Origin of the sequence: Nocardia sp. NPDC051787 (assembly GCF_040681325.1) — a bacterium.
Lineage (GTDB): Bacteria > Actinomycetota > Actinomycetes > Mycobacteriales > Mycobacteriaceae > Nocardia.
On record NZ_JBFAYO010000030.1, the window covers coordinates 1 to 19,626 of the forward strand.

General features: G+C 67.4%; 22 protein-coding genes. 10 read left to right on the plus strand and 12 right to left on the minus strand.

Translation table 11 applies throughout. The annotated features are described in order from the left end of the window. Nucleotides 1–310 precede the first annotated feature (310 nt). The 4 genes from AB0M45_RS26600 to AB0M45_RS26615 all read left to right on the plus strand — a co-directional run bounded on the left by AB0M45_RS26600 (nt 311) and on the right by AB0M45_RS26615 (nt 2,047). Complete coding sequence (locus tag AB0M45_RS26600) at nt 311–610, plus strand: hypothetical protein (protein WP_364334748.1); 300 nt, start codon at nt 311–313, stop codon at nt 608–610. Next, nucleotides 607–930, plus strand: a complete 324-nt coding sequence (locus AB0M45_RS26605; RefSeq protein WP_364334751.1) for a hypothetical protein — start codon at nt 607–609, stop codon at nt 928–930. Before AB0M45_RS26600 ends, AB0M45_RS26605 begins: the two co-directional genes overlap by 4 nt. A gap of 6 nt (nt 931–936) precedes the next feature. Beyond that, complete coding sequence (locus tag AB0M45_RS26610; protein ID WP_364334754.1) at nt 937–1,266, plus strand: hypothetical protein; 330 nt, start codon at nt 937–939, stop codon at nt 1,264–1,266. Nucleotides 1,267–1,381: 115 nt separating this feature from the next. Then, nucleotides 1,382–2,047: a hypothetical protein gene (locus AB0M45_RS26615; protein ID WP_364334757.1), complete on the plus strand. Its 666-nt coding sequence runs from the start codon at nt 1,382–1,384 to the stop codon at nt 2,045–2,047. A 257-nt stretch (nt 2,048–2,304) separates the two neighbouring features. Here AB0M45_RS26615 and AB0M45_RS26620 read toward each other — a convergent pair whose 3' ends face one another. Genes AB0M45_RS26620 through AB0M45_RS26630 form a run of 3 tightly spaced genes read right to left on the minus strand, consistent with a single transcriptional unit; the run spans nt 2,305 to nt 4,759 of the window. Further along, a complete protein-coding gene (locus AB0M45_RS26620; protein WP_364334760.1) occupies nt 2,305–3,414 on the minus strand; it encodes a crosslink repair DNA glycosylase YcaQ family protein in 1,110 nt (369 codons plus the stop codon). A 17-nt stretch (nt 3,415–3,431) separates the two neighbouring features. Next, entirely contained in the window at nt 3,432–4,379 is a 948-nt protein-coding gene (locus AB0M45_RS26625) for a M56 family metallopeptidase (protein WP_364334763.1), read from the minus strand. Continuing rightward, the gene (locus AB0M45_RS26630; protein WP_040778742.1) at nt 4,376–4,759 is read right to left on the minus strand and encodes a BlaI/MecI/CopY family transcriptional regulator; all 384 of its coding nucleotides are present in this window, start codon (nt 4,757–4,759) and stop codon (nt 4,376–4,378) included. The genes AB0M45_RS26625 and AB0M45_RS26630 overlap by 4 nt, the downstream gene beginning before the upstream one ends. A 136-nt stretch (nt 4,760–4,895) precedes the next feature. On the opposite strand from AB0M45_RS26630, the gene dinB reads away from it, so the two are divergent. Continuing rightward, a complete protein-coding gene (gene dinB, locus AB0M45_RS26635; RefSeq protein WP_364334767.1) occupies nt 4,896–6,137 on the plus strand; it encodes a DNA polymerase IV in 1,242 nt (413 codons plus the stop codon). Nucleotides 6,138–6,149: 12 nt separating this feature from the next. Here dinB and AB0M45_RS26640 read toward each other — a convergent pair whose 3' ends face one another. From AB0M45_RS26640 to AB0M45_RS26665, 6 genes are all read right to left on the minus strand, one after another. After that, nucleotides 6,150–6,746, minus strand: a complete 597-nt coding sequence (locus tag AB0M45_RS26640) for a Uma2 family endonuclease (RefSeq protein WP_364334770.1) — start codon at nt 6,744–6,746, stop codon at nt 6,150–6,152. A gap of 121 nt (nt 6,747–6,867) precedes the next feature. Then, a complete protein-coding gene (locus tag AB0M45_RS26645; protein ID WP_364334773.1) occupies nt 6,868–7,746 on the minus strand; it encodes a phosphoribulokinase in 879 nt (292 codons plus the stop codon). Between the two features lie 12 nt (nt 7,747–7,758). Then, nucleotides 7,759–8,850, minus strand: coding sequence for a class 1 fructose-bisphosphatase (locus AB0M45_RS26650; protein WP_364334776.1), 1,092 nt, complete (start codon nt 8,848–8,850; stop codon nt 7,759–7,761). 15 nt (nt 8,851–8,865) lie between these two features. Continuing rightward, nucleotides 8,866–9,882 (minus strand): AAA family ATPase, encoded by a 1,017-nt coding sequence (locus tag AB0M45_RS26655; RefSeq protein WP_364334779.1) that lies wholly within the window; start codon nt 9,880–9,882, stop codon nt 8,866–8,868. After that, nucleotides 9,872–10,294, minus strand: coding sequence for a ribulose bisphosphate carboxylase small subunit (locus AB0M45_RS26660; RefSeq protein ID WP_364334782.1), 423 nt, complete (start codon nt 10,292–10,294; stop codon nt 9,872–9,874). Before AB0M45_RS26660 ends, AB0M45_RS26655 begins: the two co-directional genes overlap by 11 nt. A 20-nt stretch (nt 10,295–10,314) precedes the next feature. Beyond that, nucleotides 10,315–11,757: a form I ribulose bisphosphate carboxylase large subunit gene (locus AB0M45_RS26665; protein ID WP_364334785.1), complete on the minus strand. Its 1,443-nt coding sequence runs from the start codon at nt 11,755–11,757 to the stop codon at nt 10,315–10,317. A gap of 147 nt (nt 11,758–11,904) precedes the next feature. Between AB0M45_RS26665 and AB0M45_RS26670 the strand changes: the two genes are divergently transcribed. Beyond that, on the plus strand, nt 11,905–12,774 hold the full coding sequence (locus AB0M45_RS26670) for a LysR family transcriptional regulator (RefSeq protein WP_364334788.1): 870 nt from the start codon (nt 11,905–11,907) through the stop codon (nt 12,772–12,774). 161 nt (nt 12,775–12,935) lie between these two features. Here AB0M45_RS26670 and AB0M45_RS26675 read toward each other — a convergent pair whose 3' ends face one another. Genes AB0M45_RS26675 through AB0M45_RS26685 form a run of 3 tightly spaced genes read right to left on the minus strand, consistent with a single transcriptional unit; the run spans nt 12,936 to nt 16,771 of the window. Further along, entirely contained in the window at nt 12,936–14,786 is a 1,851-nt protein-coding gene (locus AB0M45_RS26675; RefSeq protein WP_364334791.1) for an FHA domain-containing protein, read from the minus strand. Beyond that, nucleotides 14,783–15,226: a hypothetical protein gene (locus AB0M45_RS26680; protein ID WP_364334794.1), complete on the minus strand. Its 444-nt coding sequence runs from the start codon at nt 15,224–15,226 to the stop codon at nt 14,783–14,785. Before AB0M45_RS26680 ends, AB0M45_RS26675 begins: the two co-directional genes overlap by 4 nt. A 3-nt stretch (nt 15,227–15,229) precedes the next feature. Beyond that, the gene (locus tag AB0M45_RS26685; RefSeq protein WP_364334797.1) at nt 15,230–16,771 is read right to left on the minus strand and encodes a hypothetical protein; all 1,542 of its coding nucleotides are present in this window, start codon (nt 16,769–16,771) and stop codon (nt 15,230–15,232) included. Between the two features lie 149 nt (nt 16,772–16,920). Here AB0M45_RS26685 and AB0M45_RS26690 point away from each other — a divergent pair, with 149 nt between their 5' ends. The 4 genes from AB0M45_RS26690 (at nt 16,921) to AB0M45_RS26705 (ending at nt 19,590) form a co-directional block, all read left to right on the plus strand. Beyond that, nucleotides 16,921–17,340 carry a hypothetical protein gene (locus AB0M45_RS26690; protein ID WP_364334800.1) on the plus strand — a complete coding sequence of 140 codons (420 nt, stop codon included), beginning with the start codon at nt 16,921–16,923 and terminating at the stop codon, nt 17,338–17,340. Between the two features lie 490 nt (nt 17,341–17,830). Beyond that, nucleotides 17,831–18,211 (plus strand): NADH-quinone oxidoreductase subunit A, encoded by a 381-nt coding sequence (locus tag AB0M45_RS26695; RefSeq protein ID WP_364334803.1) that lies wholly within the window; start codon nt 17,831–17,833, stop codon nt 18,209–18,211. A gap of 51 nt (nt 18,212–18,262) precedes the next feature. After that, nucleotides 18,263–18,817, plus strand: coding sequence for an NADH-quinone oxidoreductase subunit B family protein (locus tag AB0M45_RS26700; protein WP_364334806.1), 555 nt, complete (start codon nt 18,263–18,265; stop codon nt 18,815–18,817). After that, a complete protein-coding gene (locus tag AB0M45_RS26705; RefSeq protein ID WP_364334809.1) occupies nt 18,814–19,590 on the plus strand; it encodes an NADH-quinone oxidoreductase subunit C in 777 nt (258 codons plus the stop codon). Before AB0M45_RS26700 ends, AB0M45_RS26705 begins: the two co-directional genes overlap by 4 nt. Nucleotides 19,591–19,626 lie beyond the last annotated feature (36 nt).

Here is a 19,626-nt window from a genome sequence, read left to right on the forward strand (position 1 = left end):
AAATGCCGCGACTTCTTCTGTGCCACAAACAACTCCGTTCAGTGTTACCCAATCCTACTTTGGGCCACTGTCCGAGACCCTCCGGGCACCTCACACAAGTCTTTTGCATGCGTGTGGGCTCATCCGAGACACTGCCGGGATCGCACCGGCGCGAACCGCGTGGTGGCGGCCCGCAGCGGCACCGGTCATCGGGTCAACCATAGACCGAAAGTTCGAAGCGATGACGAATGCTCAAGTGGCAGAACTCGATACGGCATCATATCGGCCCGGTGCCGATCGATCGAAGGCCGTTGGATTGGTGCGGGGTGAGGTGTCGGGGCTGGATGCGCCCCGGCACGCGGTTGCCGTGGCACGGCATGCCCGCGCGCTGGGCTATCAGTACGTGTACACGGTGCGGCCTTCACATGGATGTGCCGATCCGGTGGGGTTCGCACTCGGTCTCGCGGCAGGGCTGGGCGTGGTGGCGCTCGTGATCTACGACCTGGCTCATGTCGACTACCGGCCCGCGCGAGTGTGCGATGACTTCGACCTGGAAACGGCATGTCCCCCGCGTACGTGGTCACGAGTTGCCGCGTCGGCGCACACTGTCGAGAGGGCGGCGGGCCAATGAGCCGGGATGTTGTTGTCACGCTTCCCACGGTTTGCGACCACGCCGATGTGCTTGTGGCGCATGAGCAGATGCGGGCGCATCGGGCCTGCCGGGTGCAGTGGTGTGCGTGGAAAGCGGCGGCGCATCAGACGTTGGTGTCAGCGGGACGGCTGACACCGCAAACAGTGAGTCCGCGTGAACGCGCTGCCGCGCGCGGCATTCGATTCCCGCCCCCCGCCGAGTCCGGTCTCGCCGACCGGCGTCCGACCGCAAGCACGCTGCGGGAGTTGCTGGAGAGGCTGTCGGAATTGGCCACCCCACCGGAACGGCTCGGGTGGTGACAACGGTTGCACAAGACCACGATCGGAACCACCCACACCGGCTGGCGATTGGCGGGGCATCGCATCGAAATCCTGTACTTGTGCGACAACGCCGACTCCACACCCGCCTACCGGCTACGGAATAACGACAACACCGTGCCGATCCCATTGGGACAGTGCGGGTTGGTCGCCTTCGACGAACGCGCATTGCCGGACCTAGCGCACGTACGCGAATGGTTCCCACGCCATTTTCGCCTCTGGGACGCCGTACGCACACAGTACTGGGAGGAGCTGCTGCCCGCAGGCGGCGCCCGCCCGCCCGCCGAGTGGCACACGGCTGCGGCAAAACGCGAGTAAGCCCCTCCATGGTGTGCCACTCGCCAGAACCGCAGACGTACCGGCCCGCATGCGCGGGCCGGATTCGCCTGGCTACACCCACGACCTTGGATGGATCATCGATTGAAGAGGGGAAATGTCCAAACGACGAAACCTGCCACGGCACAAGTCGAAAGCGTCGCAAAAACCACCGACGACCGGTTCCTCGATCCGGTGCCCACCGGACGCCGCGATCGACACGCTACTCACGACCATGATGGCCGAACGCAGCGCGGACACGACCCGCCCGAGCGTCGACACCATTCACTTCTGGGGATTCGCCAATACCGACCACCCCACCACACAAGAGACCGCCCACACCGCGATAGTCCTCGACCCCGACGCCGAGCGCTCTCCCATTCTGGATTCGGCCGAATGGCTCATCCGCCGGTTCACCGGCCGCCTCTGGGGATTCGGACTCGCCTACCGGACAGTTGGCGAAGTGTTCACCGGCCCCGAGGGCGTCCCCAACGAGGTGAAACAGGCAGCGATGGCGGGGAAGCTCCACGAACGAGACGCAGCGGATGAAATTTGCGCGGCAACCATTTTCGATGCCCGCGCACGCGCCTACACGGCACTCACCTACACCCACCTACCCGAACTCGGACCGACGCCCACCTGGGTGAATGACACCCGCGGCAACACCGACAGCTGGATCGAGCTGTTCGATCAGCGTGTCATCGCCGCGCACGCGTGGGCAGCGGCGATAACACTCGACCCGCATGCCAACCGCGACGCCATAACCCGACTCAGGACACCATGAAACGTACTGAAGAATCCGGACCGCCGCTTCGCTGCGGTGGCCGGGTTCCGGGCGGTGTCGGCGTAGCACGGCTGGTCAGCACCTGCAACCGCGCTATGACAGGACCGGTGTAGCGCAGTCGGTGCCAGCGGCCGTGGATATCCTCCAGCGCTTGGGCCGACCTGCTGTTCACGGCCGCTATGGCATGCCCGCAGGTTGTCGTTCCTCGATCTGTCCGGCTGCGCGTTTGTCGCGGGGGCGTAGCGGCTGGAGCCGAGCTACACCGCACGCGCTGTGAGCGTCTCGCGTCCCGACGCGACCGCCACGTGCGCAACCGCGGCGTGGAGTCCCTGCTTCGGCAGGGCCGCGCCGTCGAACATGGCGATCTCGACGGCGTCCTCGGCGAGTTCCCAGGTGCCGGCGATGCGTCCGCCCACCACGACGATCGGTGAGATCCACCCCGCGGTGCGGCTCACTTTCGACCGGTGCGCCGCCGGCAGCAGTATCGTGTCGCCGGTGCCCGGCCCGAGGACGTACTGATCGAAAGCGCCGAGCAGATGCACCGAGGTGTTCGGGGCGGTGGCCGCGAGCGCGTCCACCTGGTCGGTCGGCAGGAAGGCGCGGCGGCCCTCCACGTCGATCTCGGTGAGCCGGTCGCCCAGGTCGGCGAACCACCGCCGCACGGTGGTCTTGCGGAGGCTGTTGCGGCTGAGCCAGGCGTCGAACGTCTCCGGGGTCGCCGGTCCGTAGGCGCCCAGGTAGGCGAGGATCGCCAGGGGCGCCGCGACGTCCGGCTCCGGTAGGCCCGGCCAGTCGCGGACCAGATGCGCGGGGCTGGTGAACGTCACCTTGGTGCCCCGGGAGGGGCCGTGGCACAGCGCGCCCTGCCAAGCCAGCGGTTTGAGCAACGCGCCCCAGCCCGAACGCAATTCCGCACCGAGCCGGTGGAATCCGGGATCGGACACCAGGGCCTCCACCAGTTCCTCGCGGGTGAGCACCGCACCGTCGAGCACCTCGGCGACTGCCTCGGTCAGCGCGGCAACCTCCGCGGGCGAGGCACCGAAGTTCTTCTGCCAGGAAGGCTTCTCCCAGGTCCGTGCCGAGCCGATGAGCGCGAGGCAAGCGGCGGCCAGCGCAGAGGGTAGCGCGTGCAGGGTGCCGCGCATCGCCCAGGTCTTCATCAGCACGCCCTCGTCGAGTGCGCCGACCAGCGCGCCCGGCTCCGGTTTCGTACTGCGCAGCGCCACTGCCAGTTCCGCGGCGGACGTGACCTGCGCCTGCACCCCGCACAATCGCTCGGCGATCTCGACCGCGCCCTCGTCCGCACGGGACTCCACGTATTGACGGCTCAGCCGCCACGCGAAGACCTGGTCCCAGGTGACCCGCACTCGTACTCCTCTTCCATTCAGCTCAGCAGCGCACCGAAACCGGCGACGGCCACGGCCGTCAGCGCGGACCCTGCCAGCGTCATCGCGATCACGCCGATCAGCGCGGTGCTGGTCGTGACCCACCGCAGCGCACCCACGGGGTCGGCCAGTCGCTCGGCCCGTGCCAGCACCGCGGTGCCCGCGGCGGCCAGCGCGCCCGACGGCGCGGGCTCGGCGATGCCGACGATCGCCAGCAACCCGCCCAGCAGCGAGAGCGAGCCGTGCTCGTCGGCGGCCTTGTCGTCGGCGCACATCTCCAGTAGCCGGGCGATCTCGGCCGCGCCGCCGGTGAACAAACGCAGTCCGGGCACGGTGGTGGCGATCGCTCGCAGCACCGCGGTCAACGCCGCGTGCCTGCCGGACAGGTGCGCGCGTTCGTGGGCGAGAACCGCGGCGAGCTGATCCGCGCTCAGCGCGTCGAGCGCGCCGGTGGTGACGACGATGGTGTCGGGACCGGGCACGCAATATACTTGGCGCTCCGGCGAATCCAGAACGACGGCGCCGATTCCAGGCACCCTCCTACCGACCAGACGCACCGCACGCGCATGGACGCTGGTCCGCCTGCGCATCTGCACCGCCACCCGGGCCGCATGCACGACCAGCGCGACCGTGCCGGTTGCCACCAGCGCCGCCGCCGCGAAGGTGGCTGCACGGGTGGCCGCGGCGCCGTGCAGGTGCATCGGTGTCCACAGGAACGCGAAGCAGGCACGCAGCGCGTCCTTCGGATGTCCCCAGTAGGTGGCGAATTCGACGGTCACCAGCAGCACCGCGATGCCCCACGCGCTCAGCGCCCCGACGATCGCGACCAGCCAGGCGATCACGCCCAAGCGCGGTGCGATGCCGCGATGGGTCAGACTGCGCAGCACGGGCGGACCGAGGGCCGCCACGACGCTGCCGTACAGCATCAGCGTAATGACCAGGCTCACGGTACTTCTGGTGTCTTGCGCGCCGCCAGTCTGCGCAGCGCGGCACGCAACCCGGCCGACTCCTCGGCGCTGATCCGATCGACGAAATGACTGAGCACCAGGTCCGAGCGTCCGCCGGAGCCGAGCGCCTCCAGCATGAGCCGGGCGCTGTGTTCCTCTCTGGTGAGCGTCGGCCAATATCGATAGGCCTTGCCCGCGCGCTCACGCGCCAGCCAGCCCTTGCGATGGAGGTTGTCCATGGTCGACATGACAGTGGTATAGGCGATGTCCCGCTGAGCCGACAGTTCGTCGAAGATCTCGCGCACCGTTGTGTCCTCTGCGTCCTGATCCCAGATGCGGTCCATGATCACCGCCTCTAAGTCTCCGAATCCTCGCACCATACCGACTCCCTCATCCGCGCTGTGCCCTGTCGTGGGGACAGGGTACCGGCCAGGGCCGATTACTACGTAGGTAAGTAGTAGGTCCGTCCGCGGCGACACGGTAGAGTCGCCACCTGCCGGAGGCCTATGCGAACATATGTTCGTGTCCGATGCGTCCGTCTCCCGATCCGGTAGGCCCCGGATTCTCGCGCGGGCGGAGGCATCGATCCTGCATGCCGATCTCGACTCGTTCTACGCCTCGGTCGAGCAGCGCGATGACCCGCGCCTACGCGGCAGGCCGGTGATCGTCGGCGGCGGCGTGGTGCTGGCGGCCAGCTACGAAGCGAAGGCGTTCGGCGTTCGCACGCCGATGAACGGCGGTCAGGCGCGCCGGTTGTGCCCGCAGGCGATCGTGGTGCCTCCGCGCATGTCCGCCTACGCCGAGGCGAGCAAGGCGGTCTTCGAGATCTTCCGCGACACGACTCCCGTCGTGGAGGGCATCTCCATCGATGAGGCGTTCCTCGACGTCGGCGGGCTGCGCCGGATCGCGGGTGAGCCGGTAGCCATCGCGGACAAGCTGCGCGCGGAGGTTCGCGCGCGGGTCGGCTTACCCATTTCGGTGGGCATCGCGCGCACGAAGTTCCTCGCGAAGGTGGCCAGCGCCGTCGCGAAGCCCGACGGGTTGCAGCTGGTGCCGCCGGACGGCGAACTGGACTTCCTGCACCCACTGCCGGTCGAAAGGCTCTGGGGCGTCGGCGATGTCACCGCCCGCACGCTGCACGAACACGGCATCACCCGGGTCGGTCAACTGGCCGAGCTGGGCGAGAGCCCGCTGCGGGCGATCCTCGGCCCCGCCGCGGCCCGCCACCTCTACGCGCTGTCCTGGGCGCGCGACCCGCGCCGGGTGGAGACCGGCAGGCGCCGCCGCTCGATCGGCGCCCAGCGGGCTCTCGGCCGCCGCCACCGTCCGCCCGACGAGATCGAGGCCTACCTGCACGGCCTCGCCGATCGACTGGGCAGGCGGCTGCGCGCCGCCGACCGGGTGTGCCGAACGGTGGTGCTGCGCCTGCGTTTCGACGACTTCGCCCGTGCTACCCGCTCACACACCCTCGCCGAGGCCACCGATCACACCGAGACGATCCTGCGTGCGGCCCGCACCCTGCTGGCCGGGGCCATGCCGATGATCCAGGAGCGCGGCCTGACGCTGATCGGCCTCGCGCTGACCAACCTGGACGACGCCGACACCGTCCAACTGACCCTCCCCTTCGAGCGCCGCGCCATCAACACCCTCGACGCGACCCTCGACGACCTGCGCAAACGCTTCGGCTCCAGTGCTGTCACCCGCGCTGCCCTACTCGAGCGCGGCGAGGGCCTTTCGGTCCCCCTCCTGCCCGACTGAACGCTGTGCCCGCTAGCCGTCCAGGTGCGCGAATGACATCGACGCCGGGAATGGGCTTTCCAGGATCAGCAACTCCTGATGGGTGTCGACCAGCCGATAGCTCCGACTGGCCCAGTCCAGCCGGTACTCCTGAATCACTTTCACATACAGGTTTGCGTCGAGGTGGACCACAAGATAAACCGGGATGCCCTCGTAGGCGTACTCGGCGAGCTTGTCGACGGTGTCGGTGTACACCGATCCCGGAGAAACGACCTCGACGACCAGTAATGCATCACTCGTCGTCAGCTTGGCTCCACGTTCGATACAGCGGTAGACCGTGACGTCCGGGCGGCGGAACGAGAAGGCCCCCGCATGATCTCGCCGCCTGCTGAAATGCACGTCGACGTCGGTCGAAACCCGCGTGCACGGATCTGCGGGTTTCGCCGCCTCGAGCTGATTCGCCAGCCGGCGAGCGACATCGCTGTGTTCGGCGGACCCGCTCTGGCAGCGGATCACGTTACCGTCGATCACCTCGATCAGCTTGCGCAGGTCATCCGGCAGCAGGTCGTACTCCGCCTCGGACAACTCCAGTGCGCTCGGATCGTCGGCCCACGCCGGTAGAACGCTCACTGGTCGCCTCACTCGGGACTCGGCCGCTATGTCACCGGTCATGCTACGCGGTCCGACACTGCGAACCGGGTCCGTCCTGTCCGTCGCCGTTTCGCCTGATCACAGGACCCGAGTCCTGCGCTCAGTATGAGCGCTTCGGCCGCTTGTCCATCAACCGGAGGATCAACGGGGTGAAGATGAGCTGCATCGCCAGCTCCATCTTGCCGCCGGGCACTACGATGCAGTTCGTCCGCGACATGAACGAGTCGTGCAGCATCGACAGCAGATAGGGAAAGTCGATGACCTTCGGGTCCGCGAACCGGATCACCACGAAGCTCTCGTCCGCCGTGGGAATGGTGCGCGCGATGAACGGGTTCGAGGTGTCCACGGTGGGCACCCGCTGGAAGTTGACGTAGGTGCGGGAGAACTGCGGGCAGATATAGGTGACGTAGTCCGGCATCCGCCGCAGGATGGTGTCGATCACCGCCTCGCTGGAGTAGCCGCGCTCGGTCTTGTCCCGGATCACCTTCTGAATCCACTCCAGGTTGATGATCGGCACCACGCCGACCAGCAGATCGGTGTACCGGGCCACATCCACCGTCGCGGTGACCGCGGCACCGTGCAGGCCCTCGTAGTACAGCAGGTCGCTGCCCGGCGCCAACTCCTCCCACGGAGTGAAGGTTCCCGGTGGCTGCCCGTACGGCTTGGCTTCCGCCTCGTCGTGCAGGTACCGGCGCACCGTACCGACCCCGGTCTCGCCGTAGTCGCGAAACAGCGTCTCCAGTTCCTTCAGCAGGTTGGCCTCCTCACCGAAATGCGAGAACCGCAGATTGTTGTTCTGCTCCGCCTCGGCCATGGCCAGCTTCATCTCGTTGCGGTCGTAGCGGTGGAAGGAGTCGCCTTCCACGATGGCCGCGTTTATGCCCTCGCGGCGGAATATCTCCTGGAATGTCCGTGTCACGCTGGTCGTTCCGGCGCCGGAGGACCCGGTGATCGCGACGACGGGATGCTTGACCGACATGGAAACTCCTCTTCAGCGTCGCGCCGGACGAAACAGCGACCGGGTCCCGAACAGCGAGGTGTCGAAGCTTGGTCCCTCATCGGGTTCGCGGTGGTAACGCTCGATGCGCTCGACTTCGTTGCGGGAGCCGAAGATCAGCGGCACCCGCTGGTGTACGTGATCCGGCACCACCTCGAGCACCCGCTCACTGCCGGTGGTCGCCGCGCCCCCGGCCTGCTCGACGATGAACGCGATCGGATTGGCGCCATAGAGCAACGCGACCCGCCCCGGACGCGCGGGCGGCCGCGCGTCGCGCGGATACAGGTAGACCCCGCCGCGGGTGAGGATGTGAAAGGTGTCGGCGACCAGTGACGCCACCCAGCGCATGTTGAAATCCCGGCCCCGCGGACCGTCCACGCCGTCCAAGCACTCCTGCACGTAACGTCGTACGGGCCGTTCCCAGAACCGCTCATTGGCCGCGTTGATCGCGAAACCCGAGGTGTCCTCGGGGATGCGCATCCGCGGGTGGGTCAGCACGAACGCGCCGATCTCGCGATCCAGCGTGAACCCGTCCACCCCGCTGCCGGTGGTCAGCACCAGCATGGTCGCGGGACCGTACAGGGTGAACCCCGCACAGACCTGCTCGACGCCCGGCTGCAGGAAATCGTCCGCCGTGGGAGTGCTCGTGCCCTTGCCCCGTACCCGGGCGGGTGCGCGCAGCACGCTGAAGATCGTCCCCACCGGCAGGTTCACGTCGATATTCGACGATCCGTCCAACGGATCGAACGCCAGCAAGTACTTTCCGCGCCGATGGATGTCGGGCACCGGGTGGATCTCGCTGATCTGCTCCGACAGCAGGCCCGAAAGATGGCCGGTCCATTGGGTTTCGGCGACCATGATGTCATTGGTGATCGCGTCCAGTTTGCGGTGCACGGTCGGCGGCAGATTGTCCGGCTCCGACGCGCCGATCGATCCGACGATCGCACCCCTGGTGACCTGATTCGCGACGATCTTCGTCGCGGTCGCGATCACGTTCACCAGCGCGGAGAACTCACCGGAGGAGCCGGGATGCCGGTGCTCCTGCTCGATGGTGTAACGGGTGAGGGTCTTCAGTCCTTCTGGCACAGCGCCTCGTTCTCATCACCCGGGAGCTCGCGCGGCAGGCCCGTCCGGTAGTTCGGGGTCGGTGAACACGCTGCTGCCGTAGACATCCCGGTCGGTCAGCGTGATCAGGTCGGTCTTGGTGAGCGGTCTGCGCAGCTCCACCAGGCGCTTGGCCTGGCGCAACCGGCAGCGGTCCAGCGCGTTGCGCACGCTGCGGGCGTTGGAGAAGCGGGGCCTGGCCATCCGGCGCTCCAGATACTCGCTGAACGCCACGCGCGCCGCGTTGTCGAACCGGAAGTTCTCCCCGGCCACCATCAGCTCGGCGATGCCCATGAGTTCCGCATGCGTGTAGTCGGCGAACTCCAGGTGATGCGCCACCCGCGAAGACAGCCCTGGATTGGCGGAGAAGAAGCGCTCCATCCGGTCGGGGTAACCCGCGAAGATCACCACCAGGCTGGTGCGCTCGTTCTCCATTTCCTGCAGCAGGATCTCGATCACCTCCTGCCCGTAGTCGCGTTCGTTCTCCGGCCGGAACAGGTAGTAGGCCTCATCGATGAACAGCACACCGCCGGCCGCCTTGGCCAGCGCCTCCTTCGTCTTCGGCGCGGTGTGCCCGATGAACTGACCGACCAGGTCGTCGCGAGTCACGGTGTGCACCTTCGGTTTCCGGATATAACCGAGTGAGTGCAGCATCTGCGCCATACGCAGCGCCACCGTCGTCTTGCCGGTGCCGGGGCCACCGGTGAAGCTCATGTGCATGGTCGGCCGGGAGGACGTCAGCCCGAACCGCTGCCGGGCCCGATCGATCAGCAGCAGCGCCGCGATCTCCCGCACCCGCCGCTTCACCGGCGCCAATCCGATCAGTTCGGCATCCAGCCTGCGCAGTGTCTCCTCGACGTCGTAGCCTGCGATGTCGGTCGACAGATCCAACACCGCGTCCTCGTCCAGGAGCTCCGGAGCCTCCGGGTCGGCGGGCGCCGTCCGCGCCGCGCCGGGGATGGCGGCCCCCGGCCGGTGCAGACGGAATCCGGCGCCGTTGCGCTCAGCCGCCATACCGGTCTCCCGGACGGACGGTGGTCGCATACGAGTGCAGGCCGTACTTCTGCTGGCGGTCCGGGCCCTCGGTGCGGGTCAGCAGGAAGCCGGGTTCGTCGGGCGGGCGCTGCACCAGGAAGCTCAGCGCCGTCGTCTGCCTGGTGTAGCGGGCGTCGTAGGCCAGCACCCGCACGTAGTGCCGCGGGAAGGTCGCCCGGCAGGCATCGATCTCGGCGAGCACGCCGTCGGGCTCGTCCAGATCGAACAGCGGCAGCCCCCACATCTCCCAGTAGGCGTTGCGAGGATGCGGATCGTCGGTGTATTCGATCGACACCGGCCAGCCGTTGAGCAGCGCGTAGCGCACCTGGGCAGCGATCTGCTCGTCGGTCAGCGGCGGCAGGTAGGAAAACGTTCCGTGACGCAAGTACATGGCTCGTCCTTCAAGGGTTCTCAGCGGCTGGCCGTCGGCACGGCGTCCGGCGCGTCGGTGGAGCTGTAGTCGAAGGTGACGTCGCCCCAGGTCGTCAGCGCCACATCGAGCGGTCGGCAGATCTCGGCCGCCTTCCGCAACACCTCCGGTCCTTCCTTCAGCAGGTCACGGCCTTCGTTGCGGGCCTGAACGACCGCCTCGAGCGCCACCCGGTTCGCCTCCGCGCCCGCGGCGATGCCGAGCGGGTGCCCGATCGTGCCGCCGCCGAACTGCAGCACCACGTCGTCACCGAACAGGTCGAGCAGCTGGTGCATCTGGGCGGCGTGGATGCCGCCGGAGGCCACCGGCATCACGCCGGGCAGGCTCGCCCAGTGCTGGTCGAAGAAGATCCCGTTGGCCGGTTCGGTGCGAATGTGGTTCTCCCGCAATGTGTCGTAGAACCCTTTCGTGGTCGCGGGATCGCCTTCCAGCTTCCCGACCACGGTGCCGGCGTGCAGATGGTCGACGCCGATCAGCCTGCACCACTTGGCCAGCACCCGGAAGCTGACGCCGTGCGTCTTCTGCCGGGTGTAGGTGGAATGCCCCGCACGGTGCAGATGCAGCAACACGCCGTTGCGCCGCGCCCAGTGCGACATCGACTGCATCGCGGTGAATCCGACCGTGAGGTCCATCATGATCACGACGCTGCCCAGTTCCTTGGCGAACTCGGCCCGCTCGTACATCTGCTCCATCGACGCCGCGGTCACATTGAGGTAGTGCCCCTTGATCTCGCCGGTATCGGCCATTGCCCGGTTCACGCCCTCCATCGCGAACAGGTACCGGTCGCGCCAGCGCATGAACGGCTGCGAGTTGATGTTCTCATCGTCCTTGGTGAAATCCAGCCCGCCCTTACACGCCTCGTAGACCACCCGGCCGTAATTGCGCGCGGAGAGACCGAGTTTCGGTTTCACCGTCGCACCCAGCAGCGGCCTGCCGTACTTGTTCAGATATTCGCGCTCCATCACCGTGCCGTGCGGCGGCCCCTGGAACGTCTTGACATACGCCACCGGAATCCGCATGTCCTCCAGCCGCAGCGCCAGCAGCGGCTTGAAACCGAAAACATTGCCGATGATCGACGAGGTCAGATTGGTGATCGACCCCTCCTCGAACAAATCGAGATCGTAGGCGATATAGGCGAAGTACTCCCCCGGACGTCCGGGCACCTCGTCGATGCGGTAACACTTGGCTTGATACCGGGAATGCGCGGTCAGCCGGTCGGTCCACACGACCGTCCACGTCGCGGTGGAGGATTCACCGGCCACCGCGGCCGCCGCCTCGATCGGGTCGACGCCACGCTGCGGAGTCACCCGGAACACGGCGAGCACGTCGGTCTCCGACGGCTGGTAGTCGGGCGCGTAATAGCCCATGGACGCATAGGATTGGACACCCGGATCCCAGCGGTCGCGTTCAGTTTCTTCGGCCATCGTTCCTCCTGCTGCCACTGCGGACACCCGCACCCGGGCGAACGGGCGTGCCTTGGGATTTCCAGGATGACGGGCCGGATACCGACAAACAATTTGATTGTTCCTGGTCATACTCAACGTATTCATCGAGTTTGTTACCATCGTTCGATGGGTATGGTGAGCGCCGGGCGGATGGAAACATTCCTGGCCGTCGCCCGCCAAGGCAGCATCCGCCGGGCGGCGGCGCAACTGCACGTCACCGAGGCGGCCGTCTCCGCTGCCGTCGCGCACATCGAGAAACAGCTGGGCGCGAAGCTCATCGCGAAATCCGGGCGCGGCATCGCGCTCACCGAGGCCGGTCGCATCTACGCCGAGTACTGCCGCGGCATCCTCGGACTGATGCAGGAGGCGCAGGCGGCCGTCCGCCGCGCCGAGACCGGACGGCTGCGCATCGGCGTGGTCGCCACCGCAGGCGAGTACGTCTTGCTGCGTCCGCTGGCGTCGTTCCGCCGCCGGTTTCCCGATATCGAGCTGAGCCTGTCGGTGCATCCACGCGACGTGTTGTTCCTCGAATTGCAGCACCATGAAACGGATCTCGTCATCGCGGGGCGGCCGCCACGGGACACCGGACTGGTGGTGCGGGCCCGGCGGCCGAGCCGTCTGGTCGTGGTCGGCCTACCCGAACTCGACCCGCTGCACACCACCTGGCTGCTGCGCGGCCGCGGCTCCGGCACCCGCGAGGCCACCCTCGGCCTGCTCGACCGGCTGCGGATCGAACCACCCACCCTCACCCTCGGATCACACGGCGCGGTCCTGGCCGCCGCACGAGAAGGGTTGGGAGTCACCCTGATTCACAGCGACGCGATCTCTCAGGACCTCGAGAACGGCGCTTTGCGCGTCCTCCCGGTCGAGGGCACTCCGCTCGACCGCCCGTGGCACGCGATAACCACCCGCACGCCGACCCCCACCACACGCCTGTTCCTCACTCACCTACTCGACCCCGCCGAGGTCGGTCCGGACGCCTTCCATCCCCACTGATCCGCTTACGCGGGACACAGCACAGTGGTACCCGCGGGCCCGACCCGCGTAGACCCATGCGCAACCCGTGGACGGGGATCGTCCGGTCACGCCAGGCCTGAGCGCAGCGTGCGTTGTCCAGCAGGCGCGAACAATGCGATCGAGCCGGACTTGCTGCGCGCCTACAGCTGGCCGTGCGGCGAGTCGAAGGTGAGTACACGTCCGCCGAGCTGGATTTGCGCGCCGGGCAGCAAGGTGACCGGATGACCGGGAATGGCCCGGATCCAGTCCTGACGGCCGGGCTGGCGGATGTGGGTGCCGTTCGTGGAGCCACCGTCGACCACCGTGACATCCCAGTCGATGAGGCGGATCTCCGCGTGCGCCCGGGACATCCCGCCGGAGCTGTCGTCCAGCCGCACCGGGCGAGCGCCGCGCGCGACCGCCTCCGCGTACTCCGGTTCGCGGCCCAGAACGCAGTCGTTGTCCAGGACGAACGAGGTGCCATCGTCGAGCAGCAGCACCCCGAGCGGCGGGCGCACACCCTCGGACAGCACGCAAGTGAGCTGGTCCATCCGGATGCCGCAGACCGCGCAGAACGACACCCGCGGGTCGTTGTGATGCTGCCGCGCGCATTGGAAGCCCTGCACGATCACCCGGTGGCCCAGCGTGTTCGCACCGTCCGACTCGAGCGCGTCGGCGACGACCTCCGCGGCAGGCACCACCGTCTCGGCGAGATTCGTGTCGTTGGCGATCGCGTAGTCCCTCTCGTTGCCGCGCTCCGCCCGCGGCGGGATGGGCGGCGGAACGGGCTGCGCCACCGGTGGCGTCAAGCCCGGCCCGGACGCTTGCGCCTGGAGATCGACTTCCGTTGCGGCATCACCGAAATCCCCCTTCCGCAGGCTCAGCATGCGGCGCGGTGGTCCGGGTGTCCGCTCCGGACCCGGAACGTCGGGTGGGGACGATCGTGCATCAGAGATCGGCTCGGCACCATGCGCCGCCTCGCGCTCGGAGAAGGAGGGCGGTGCGGACACCGGTTCGTGTCCGGAGGCCGGGCGCCGGGTGGACACCGCTTGCTGCTCGGAGACCGCCTGCTCTGTGAACACCGGTTCGTGTCCGGAGATCGGGCGCGGTGCGGACACTTCTCCCTGTGCGGCGACCGGGTTCGGTGCAGAGGTCTCGCGCGAGGCCGCGGCCGGGCCTGGTTCCGCGATCGGTCGCCCCGCGATGGGGTCTGGTTTCGACGTGGTTCGCTCTTCGGCGGCGGTATAAGGTGGCCCGCTCGGCTGGGGTTGCGATGTCGGCTCGGGCTCGGCCGTCGATGGCGTCTCCGACCCGGCGCGGTTTTCGGACGCGCGCGCTGTGTCCGACGGCGACCGATCCTCGGCGATGCGCGGTTCCGGCTGCGCATACGACCCACCGATCGACGATGGTTCATGGACAGGCTCGGCTGCGCGCGTTCCCGCTGACGGGGTATCACCGCCCATCGCCGATCCACGGGATATCTCGACGGCACCAGCCCACAGCACAGCGCCGGACCCCGGCGCCGTCCCCGCTTGGAGCCCGAAGATCCCACGCCCCGGCAGGGAACTCGCAGCGTGCCCTGCCTCGTCCACGAACAGCCCGGCGCCGATGCCGGGTCCGGGCGTCACCACCCGGTCGACGGTGAATCCGGCATCCCTGCCGCGAAGCACTTCCGTGCGATCGGGTCCGGTCAGAATCGCGGTCACGCCGCCGTGCAGGAACACCGCGACGCCATCCTCCACCGGGGTGATCACGCCGAATTCGACCTCGTCCTCTTCCCCGTTCGACAGGTTCATCAGCCAGGACGTCGCCAGCCGTGCCACCGCGCGCCCGCTGCGGTGCCGGTCGCGCGCGATAGCCTCCCGCACGATGTCGAGCAGGGCCGCCATCGTCCGGGCCGCCATCGTGTCCGCCGTGACCGCGCCCGCGCCCCGATGCGCGACCACCAGGACCGCGCCGCCCACGCTCGCCACCAGATGGGCGCCGGGCACCACTTCGATCTGCCCGCTCATAGGAACCTGCCGCCTTGGAACCGCCACCGATGGAAGACGACCCGCATCGGCCCGTTCACGATGAGCCAGAAGAGAATCCAGGTGCTGACGAATTGGAGCAGAAAGGCCGCCGGAGACGGACGCAGATGCTCGGGCAGCACCACCGTGGTGTAGCGCACGAGGACCCAGATCAGCGCGCCCTCGTTGAGAATGGTGACGAAACCGAACAATGTCGGCCAATCCTTTTCCCAGCGGAATTGCTGCAGAAAATGGTAGAGCAATTCCCAGAGCACGCCGACCAGAACGGTCGCGAGCAGGACCGACAACGTCACCCGATACGCCTGCCCGATACTCAGCGATCCGGTCGGCAGCAATGGGGTGATGATCAGCGCGACGAAGAATCCGATCACGCTCAGTGCGAGAACACGGGTCTGAATTCGCCCGTTCAAGGTAGGAAGCATCGCTCAGATCTTCTTGTTCGTAACCCACAGCCACCATTGCCGCGTCGAGCGCAGCGGCCCCATCCTGCGGCAGAATCCCAGTGCGGCCAAATCGTCGGCGATCTCCTGGGCGGCGATCTGCAAGCCGAGGAAGGTGTCCACGCCGACGAACGGCCCGCCGAGCGTCGCGCTGCCGGACGCGTAGATCCGCCCCGTGCCGCTGCGGGTGCCGATCAACTCGAACGTGGTGTCCACATCGAGCCGCCCCATCGGATTGCGCCCGGCGCCGGTGTGGTCGAGCAGGTCGGCCAGCAACCGGTGCTCACGGATGTCGGCCTCGAGCCCGGTGCAGTCGATGATGTAGTCGACGGTCGTGTCGAACGGCTGCGTCGGCGGCGGAATCGGCAGTGCCGCAGAGGTGTCTGGAAGAATCGTCGCGACCACGCCTTGGCGTCCCTCGGCCGGGCGCGGCGCTCGCATCGTGCCCGCCATCACCTGATACCAACCCTGCATGCGGCCGCGGCGCAGCTGTTCCTGCCAATTGTTCCTGATCGGAGTGTTGGTGCCGGCGAACTCCTGGTACGCCTTAGCGCGTTCCTCGTCTTGCAGGTTGCGCACCTTCTGCTTCAGCTGACCGCCCCACACCGACTTCGGATAGTTGAAGCCCTGGTAGGCCCACCCGTCGCCGCCCTTGCGCCGATTGAAGAGGTTCTTGCCGTGCGGGCCCGCGACATAGGTGCGGAACAGGTGCAGGATCTGGGTATCGAGCCCGTGGGCGTCGCGGTCGTCGACGAGCCGTTGCAGCACACGGCTGGCCACGACCCCGCTGCCGCGGATCAGCACCGTGCCGGGCCGCCGCCGCAGCGCCTGGTAGACATGCTCGTGCGGCTCGTAGGCATTCACCACGCGGGTCGGATCGCGATGGGTCTCGCGGTATTCCTGCAGGTCCGGCAACAGCATCAAACCCGGATACCCCACCGCCACATGGACGTAGGTGCTGCGGAACGCGACCCGCTTGGTCGGCGCCGAGCCCGCGGGCGGGGTCAGAATGGTGAAATAGCCGCCGCCGTGGCGCCTGCGCACCATGCGAACGTGCCCGCGGTGCAACGAGTTCGGGTAGCCGATGCGGTGGAATTCCCGCTCCATCGCCACGAATGCCTGGCCCGCCCGCGGGGTGTAGTAGTTGGCGAAGATCGGTTCGACGAAAACGTTCCACAGCGGCACGAGCGACTTGTCCGCGATGGCCTCCCGCACCGCGTACGAGGGGAAGCCCCAGATGTTGTCCGGCGTGGAGGCCGAGTCACTGCGCAGTCGTTCCGAGCGAGGAATCTGCGAGACCCTGGTCAGGTATTCATAGGAGGCCCACGGGTGGTCCTGCGGCCCGAGCACCGCCATCGCGTGCGCGGGCACGCCGAAGATGCGGAGGGTGTCATAGGTGACGAACGATCCGATCCCACTGCCGATGGTCACGAACGGTACGTCGACCACCGGAATCCCGGCACTGTCCAGCATCGCATCGGTCCACACGTCGGTATCGACGAGGGCCTGCGTGATATCTCCCCGCATTCGCCGGACTCTACCGGCAGAGTCTTATCGGCATCTTGTCATGGACTTGCAGCGAAATGACGCCGCCGGTGACGCGCGGTGGGCCGAGGTACGACGCACGCAGACGATCTGCGCCAACCTGCCACGCGGGCGGCCTTCGCGGACGTACCATGCCGTTCGTGGCCGATTCCGTTCGTTCCACCCCACTGCGGGTTCTCGTATACAGCAGCGATGCCGACACCCGGCGCCAGGTGATGCTGGCCTTGGGCAAGCAGCCGCACTCGGAACTCCCGGCGTTCGAGTATCTCGAGGTGGCCACCGCTCCGGTGGTGATCGCCCAGATGGATGCCGGCGGCATCGATCTGGCCATTCTCGACGGCGAAGCGACCCCTGCGGGCGGGCTGGGCATCGCCAAGCAGCTGAAGGACGAGATCAGCCCCTGCCCACCGATTCTGGTGCTCACGGGCCGCGCGGACGACACCTGGCTGGCCAGCTGGTCGCGCGCGGAGGCGGCGGTCGCGCATCCCATCGACCCGATGCGTCTCACCGAGGCCGTCGTCGGCCTGCTGCGCAATCGTTCCGCGGCCTGATCGCCACCGCCCTTCAGCGGACCCCGGGGCAGTATTCATAGCGATAATGCATTAGTCTGTCGCGTCGCCCACTCGCGCGTTCCCGCGCCTGACCGGACCGGCTGCACTCCGGTCCAGGTGGCCGGAACCGGCACCGCCGCCTGTCGCGGATGCCGACTCCGAACCTGCTCGGAACCACATTTGACGTCGCGGGGACCGACACTTCGCGTCGGCGCCAGGACTTCGAGCAAACGTCACCTGACGCCAACCCGGATTACCCCCGTTTCAGTCATAAATAGTTGTACTGAATTCGATCAAACGAGCTCGCGAAACGGGCGGCGGCCGGACCGTTCGGTTGTAGGCTGTGCCCTATCTCACACGGGAACGGTCCCGGTAATGACCTATCCCGGTGAAGCCGAGGGGCGAGTCTGGCCGAGGCGGACAACGACGTCAGCCCGCCTCGGACGCTGTTGTCATCCAGCTGCAGCTCGCAAGGAGGGGAAGTGCAGTCGTGAATATCGAGGTGCCGATTCTTGTCCTCGGCGCGATCGCCGCCGCGTTCGCGCTGTTCTCCATCGTCATGGCGGCCCTGGTCGGCCCGAAGCGCTACAACCGGGCCAAGCTGGAAGCCTACGAATGCGGTATCGAACCCACTCCGCACGCCGTCGCGGGCGGGCCGGGAAACGTTACCGGGCAACGCTTTCCGGTGAAGTACTACCTCACCGCCATGCTGTTCATCATCTTCGATATCGAGATCGTGTTCCTCTATCCGTGGGCAGTCCACTTCGATGCGCTCGGTCTCTTCGGCCTCGCCGCGATGGCGTTGTTCATCGTCAACGTCTCCGTGGCCTACGCCTACGAATGGCGGCGCGGCGGGCTCAGCTGGGAGTGAGCACCGCGCAACCGAATTCGTAGCCGACGAGTGGAAGCGAGTCAAAAGAACATGGGTCTCGAGGAAAAACTGCCCAGCGGCTTCCTGCTGAGCACGGTCGAGGATTTCGCCGGATACCTGCGCAAGGGCTCGGTGTGGCCGGCCACCTTCGGCCTGGCCTGCTGCGCCATCGAGATGATGGCCACCGGCGCGGGGCGTTTCGACATCGCCCGCTTCGGCATGGAGGCCTTCCGCGCCTCGCCGCGGCAGGCAGACCTGATGATCGTCGCCGGCCGGGTGAGCCAGAAGATGGCCCCGGTGCTGCGCCAGGTCTACGACCAGATGACCGAACCGAAGTGGGTGCTCGCGATGGGCGTCTGCGCCTCCTCCGGCGGGATGTTCAACAACTACGCCATCGTGCAGGGCGTCGACCATGTGGTGCCGGTGGACATCTACCTGCCCGGCTGCCCGCCCCGCCCGGAGATGCTGCTCAACGCGATCCTGGCGCTACACGCGAAGATTCAACAGATGCCGCTCGGCGTCAACCGCGAGGAGGCCATCCGCGCCGCCGAAGAGGCCGCGCTCGCCTCGACGCCGACCATCCGGATGGAGGGTCTGCTGCGATGACCTTCGACGCCCCCGACAACACCGGCACCCCGCCCGCGCACGACCCGATCGACGCCGCGGCCACCGCCGGCCCCGAAGGCACACTGCCCGAAGAGGATTCCGCGCAGACCGCCGCCGACGTGATCGCCGTGCGGCGCGGCATGTTCGGCGTCGCAGGCACCGGCGACACCTCCGGCTACGGTGGCCTGGTCCGCCCGGTCACCTTGCCCGGCGGCACGCCACCCCCCTACGGCGGCTACTTCGACGAAGTGGTCGACGCGCTGCGCGCCGCGCTGGCGACCGGTGGCACACGCTTGGACGCGGCCCTGGAGAAGGTGATCGTCTTCCGTGGCGAGCTCACCCTGCACGTGCGCCGCGAACACCTGCTCGCCGTCGCGCAAGCGTTGCGCGACGATCCCGCACTGCGTTTCGAGCTCTGCCTCGGCGTCAACGGCGTGCACTACCCGGACGATTCCGGCCGCGAACTGCATGCCGCCTACCACCTCATGTCGATCACGCACAACCGCCGCCTGCGCGTGGAGGTGTCCGCGCCGGACGCGGACCCGCACATCCCTTCGCTCTACGAGGTGTATCCGACCACCGACTGGCACGAACGCGAGACCTACGACTTCTTCGGCATCCGGTTCGACGGTCACCCCTCGCTCACCCGCATCACCATGCCGGACGACTGGCGAGGCCACCCCCAGCGCAAGGACTACCCGCTCGGCGGGATCCCGGTCGAATACAAGGGCGCGCGTATCCCGCCGCCCGACGAGCGGAGGGCATACAGCTGATGAAAGCATCGCGAAGCGATTCCGTGCGGGGTGGCG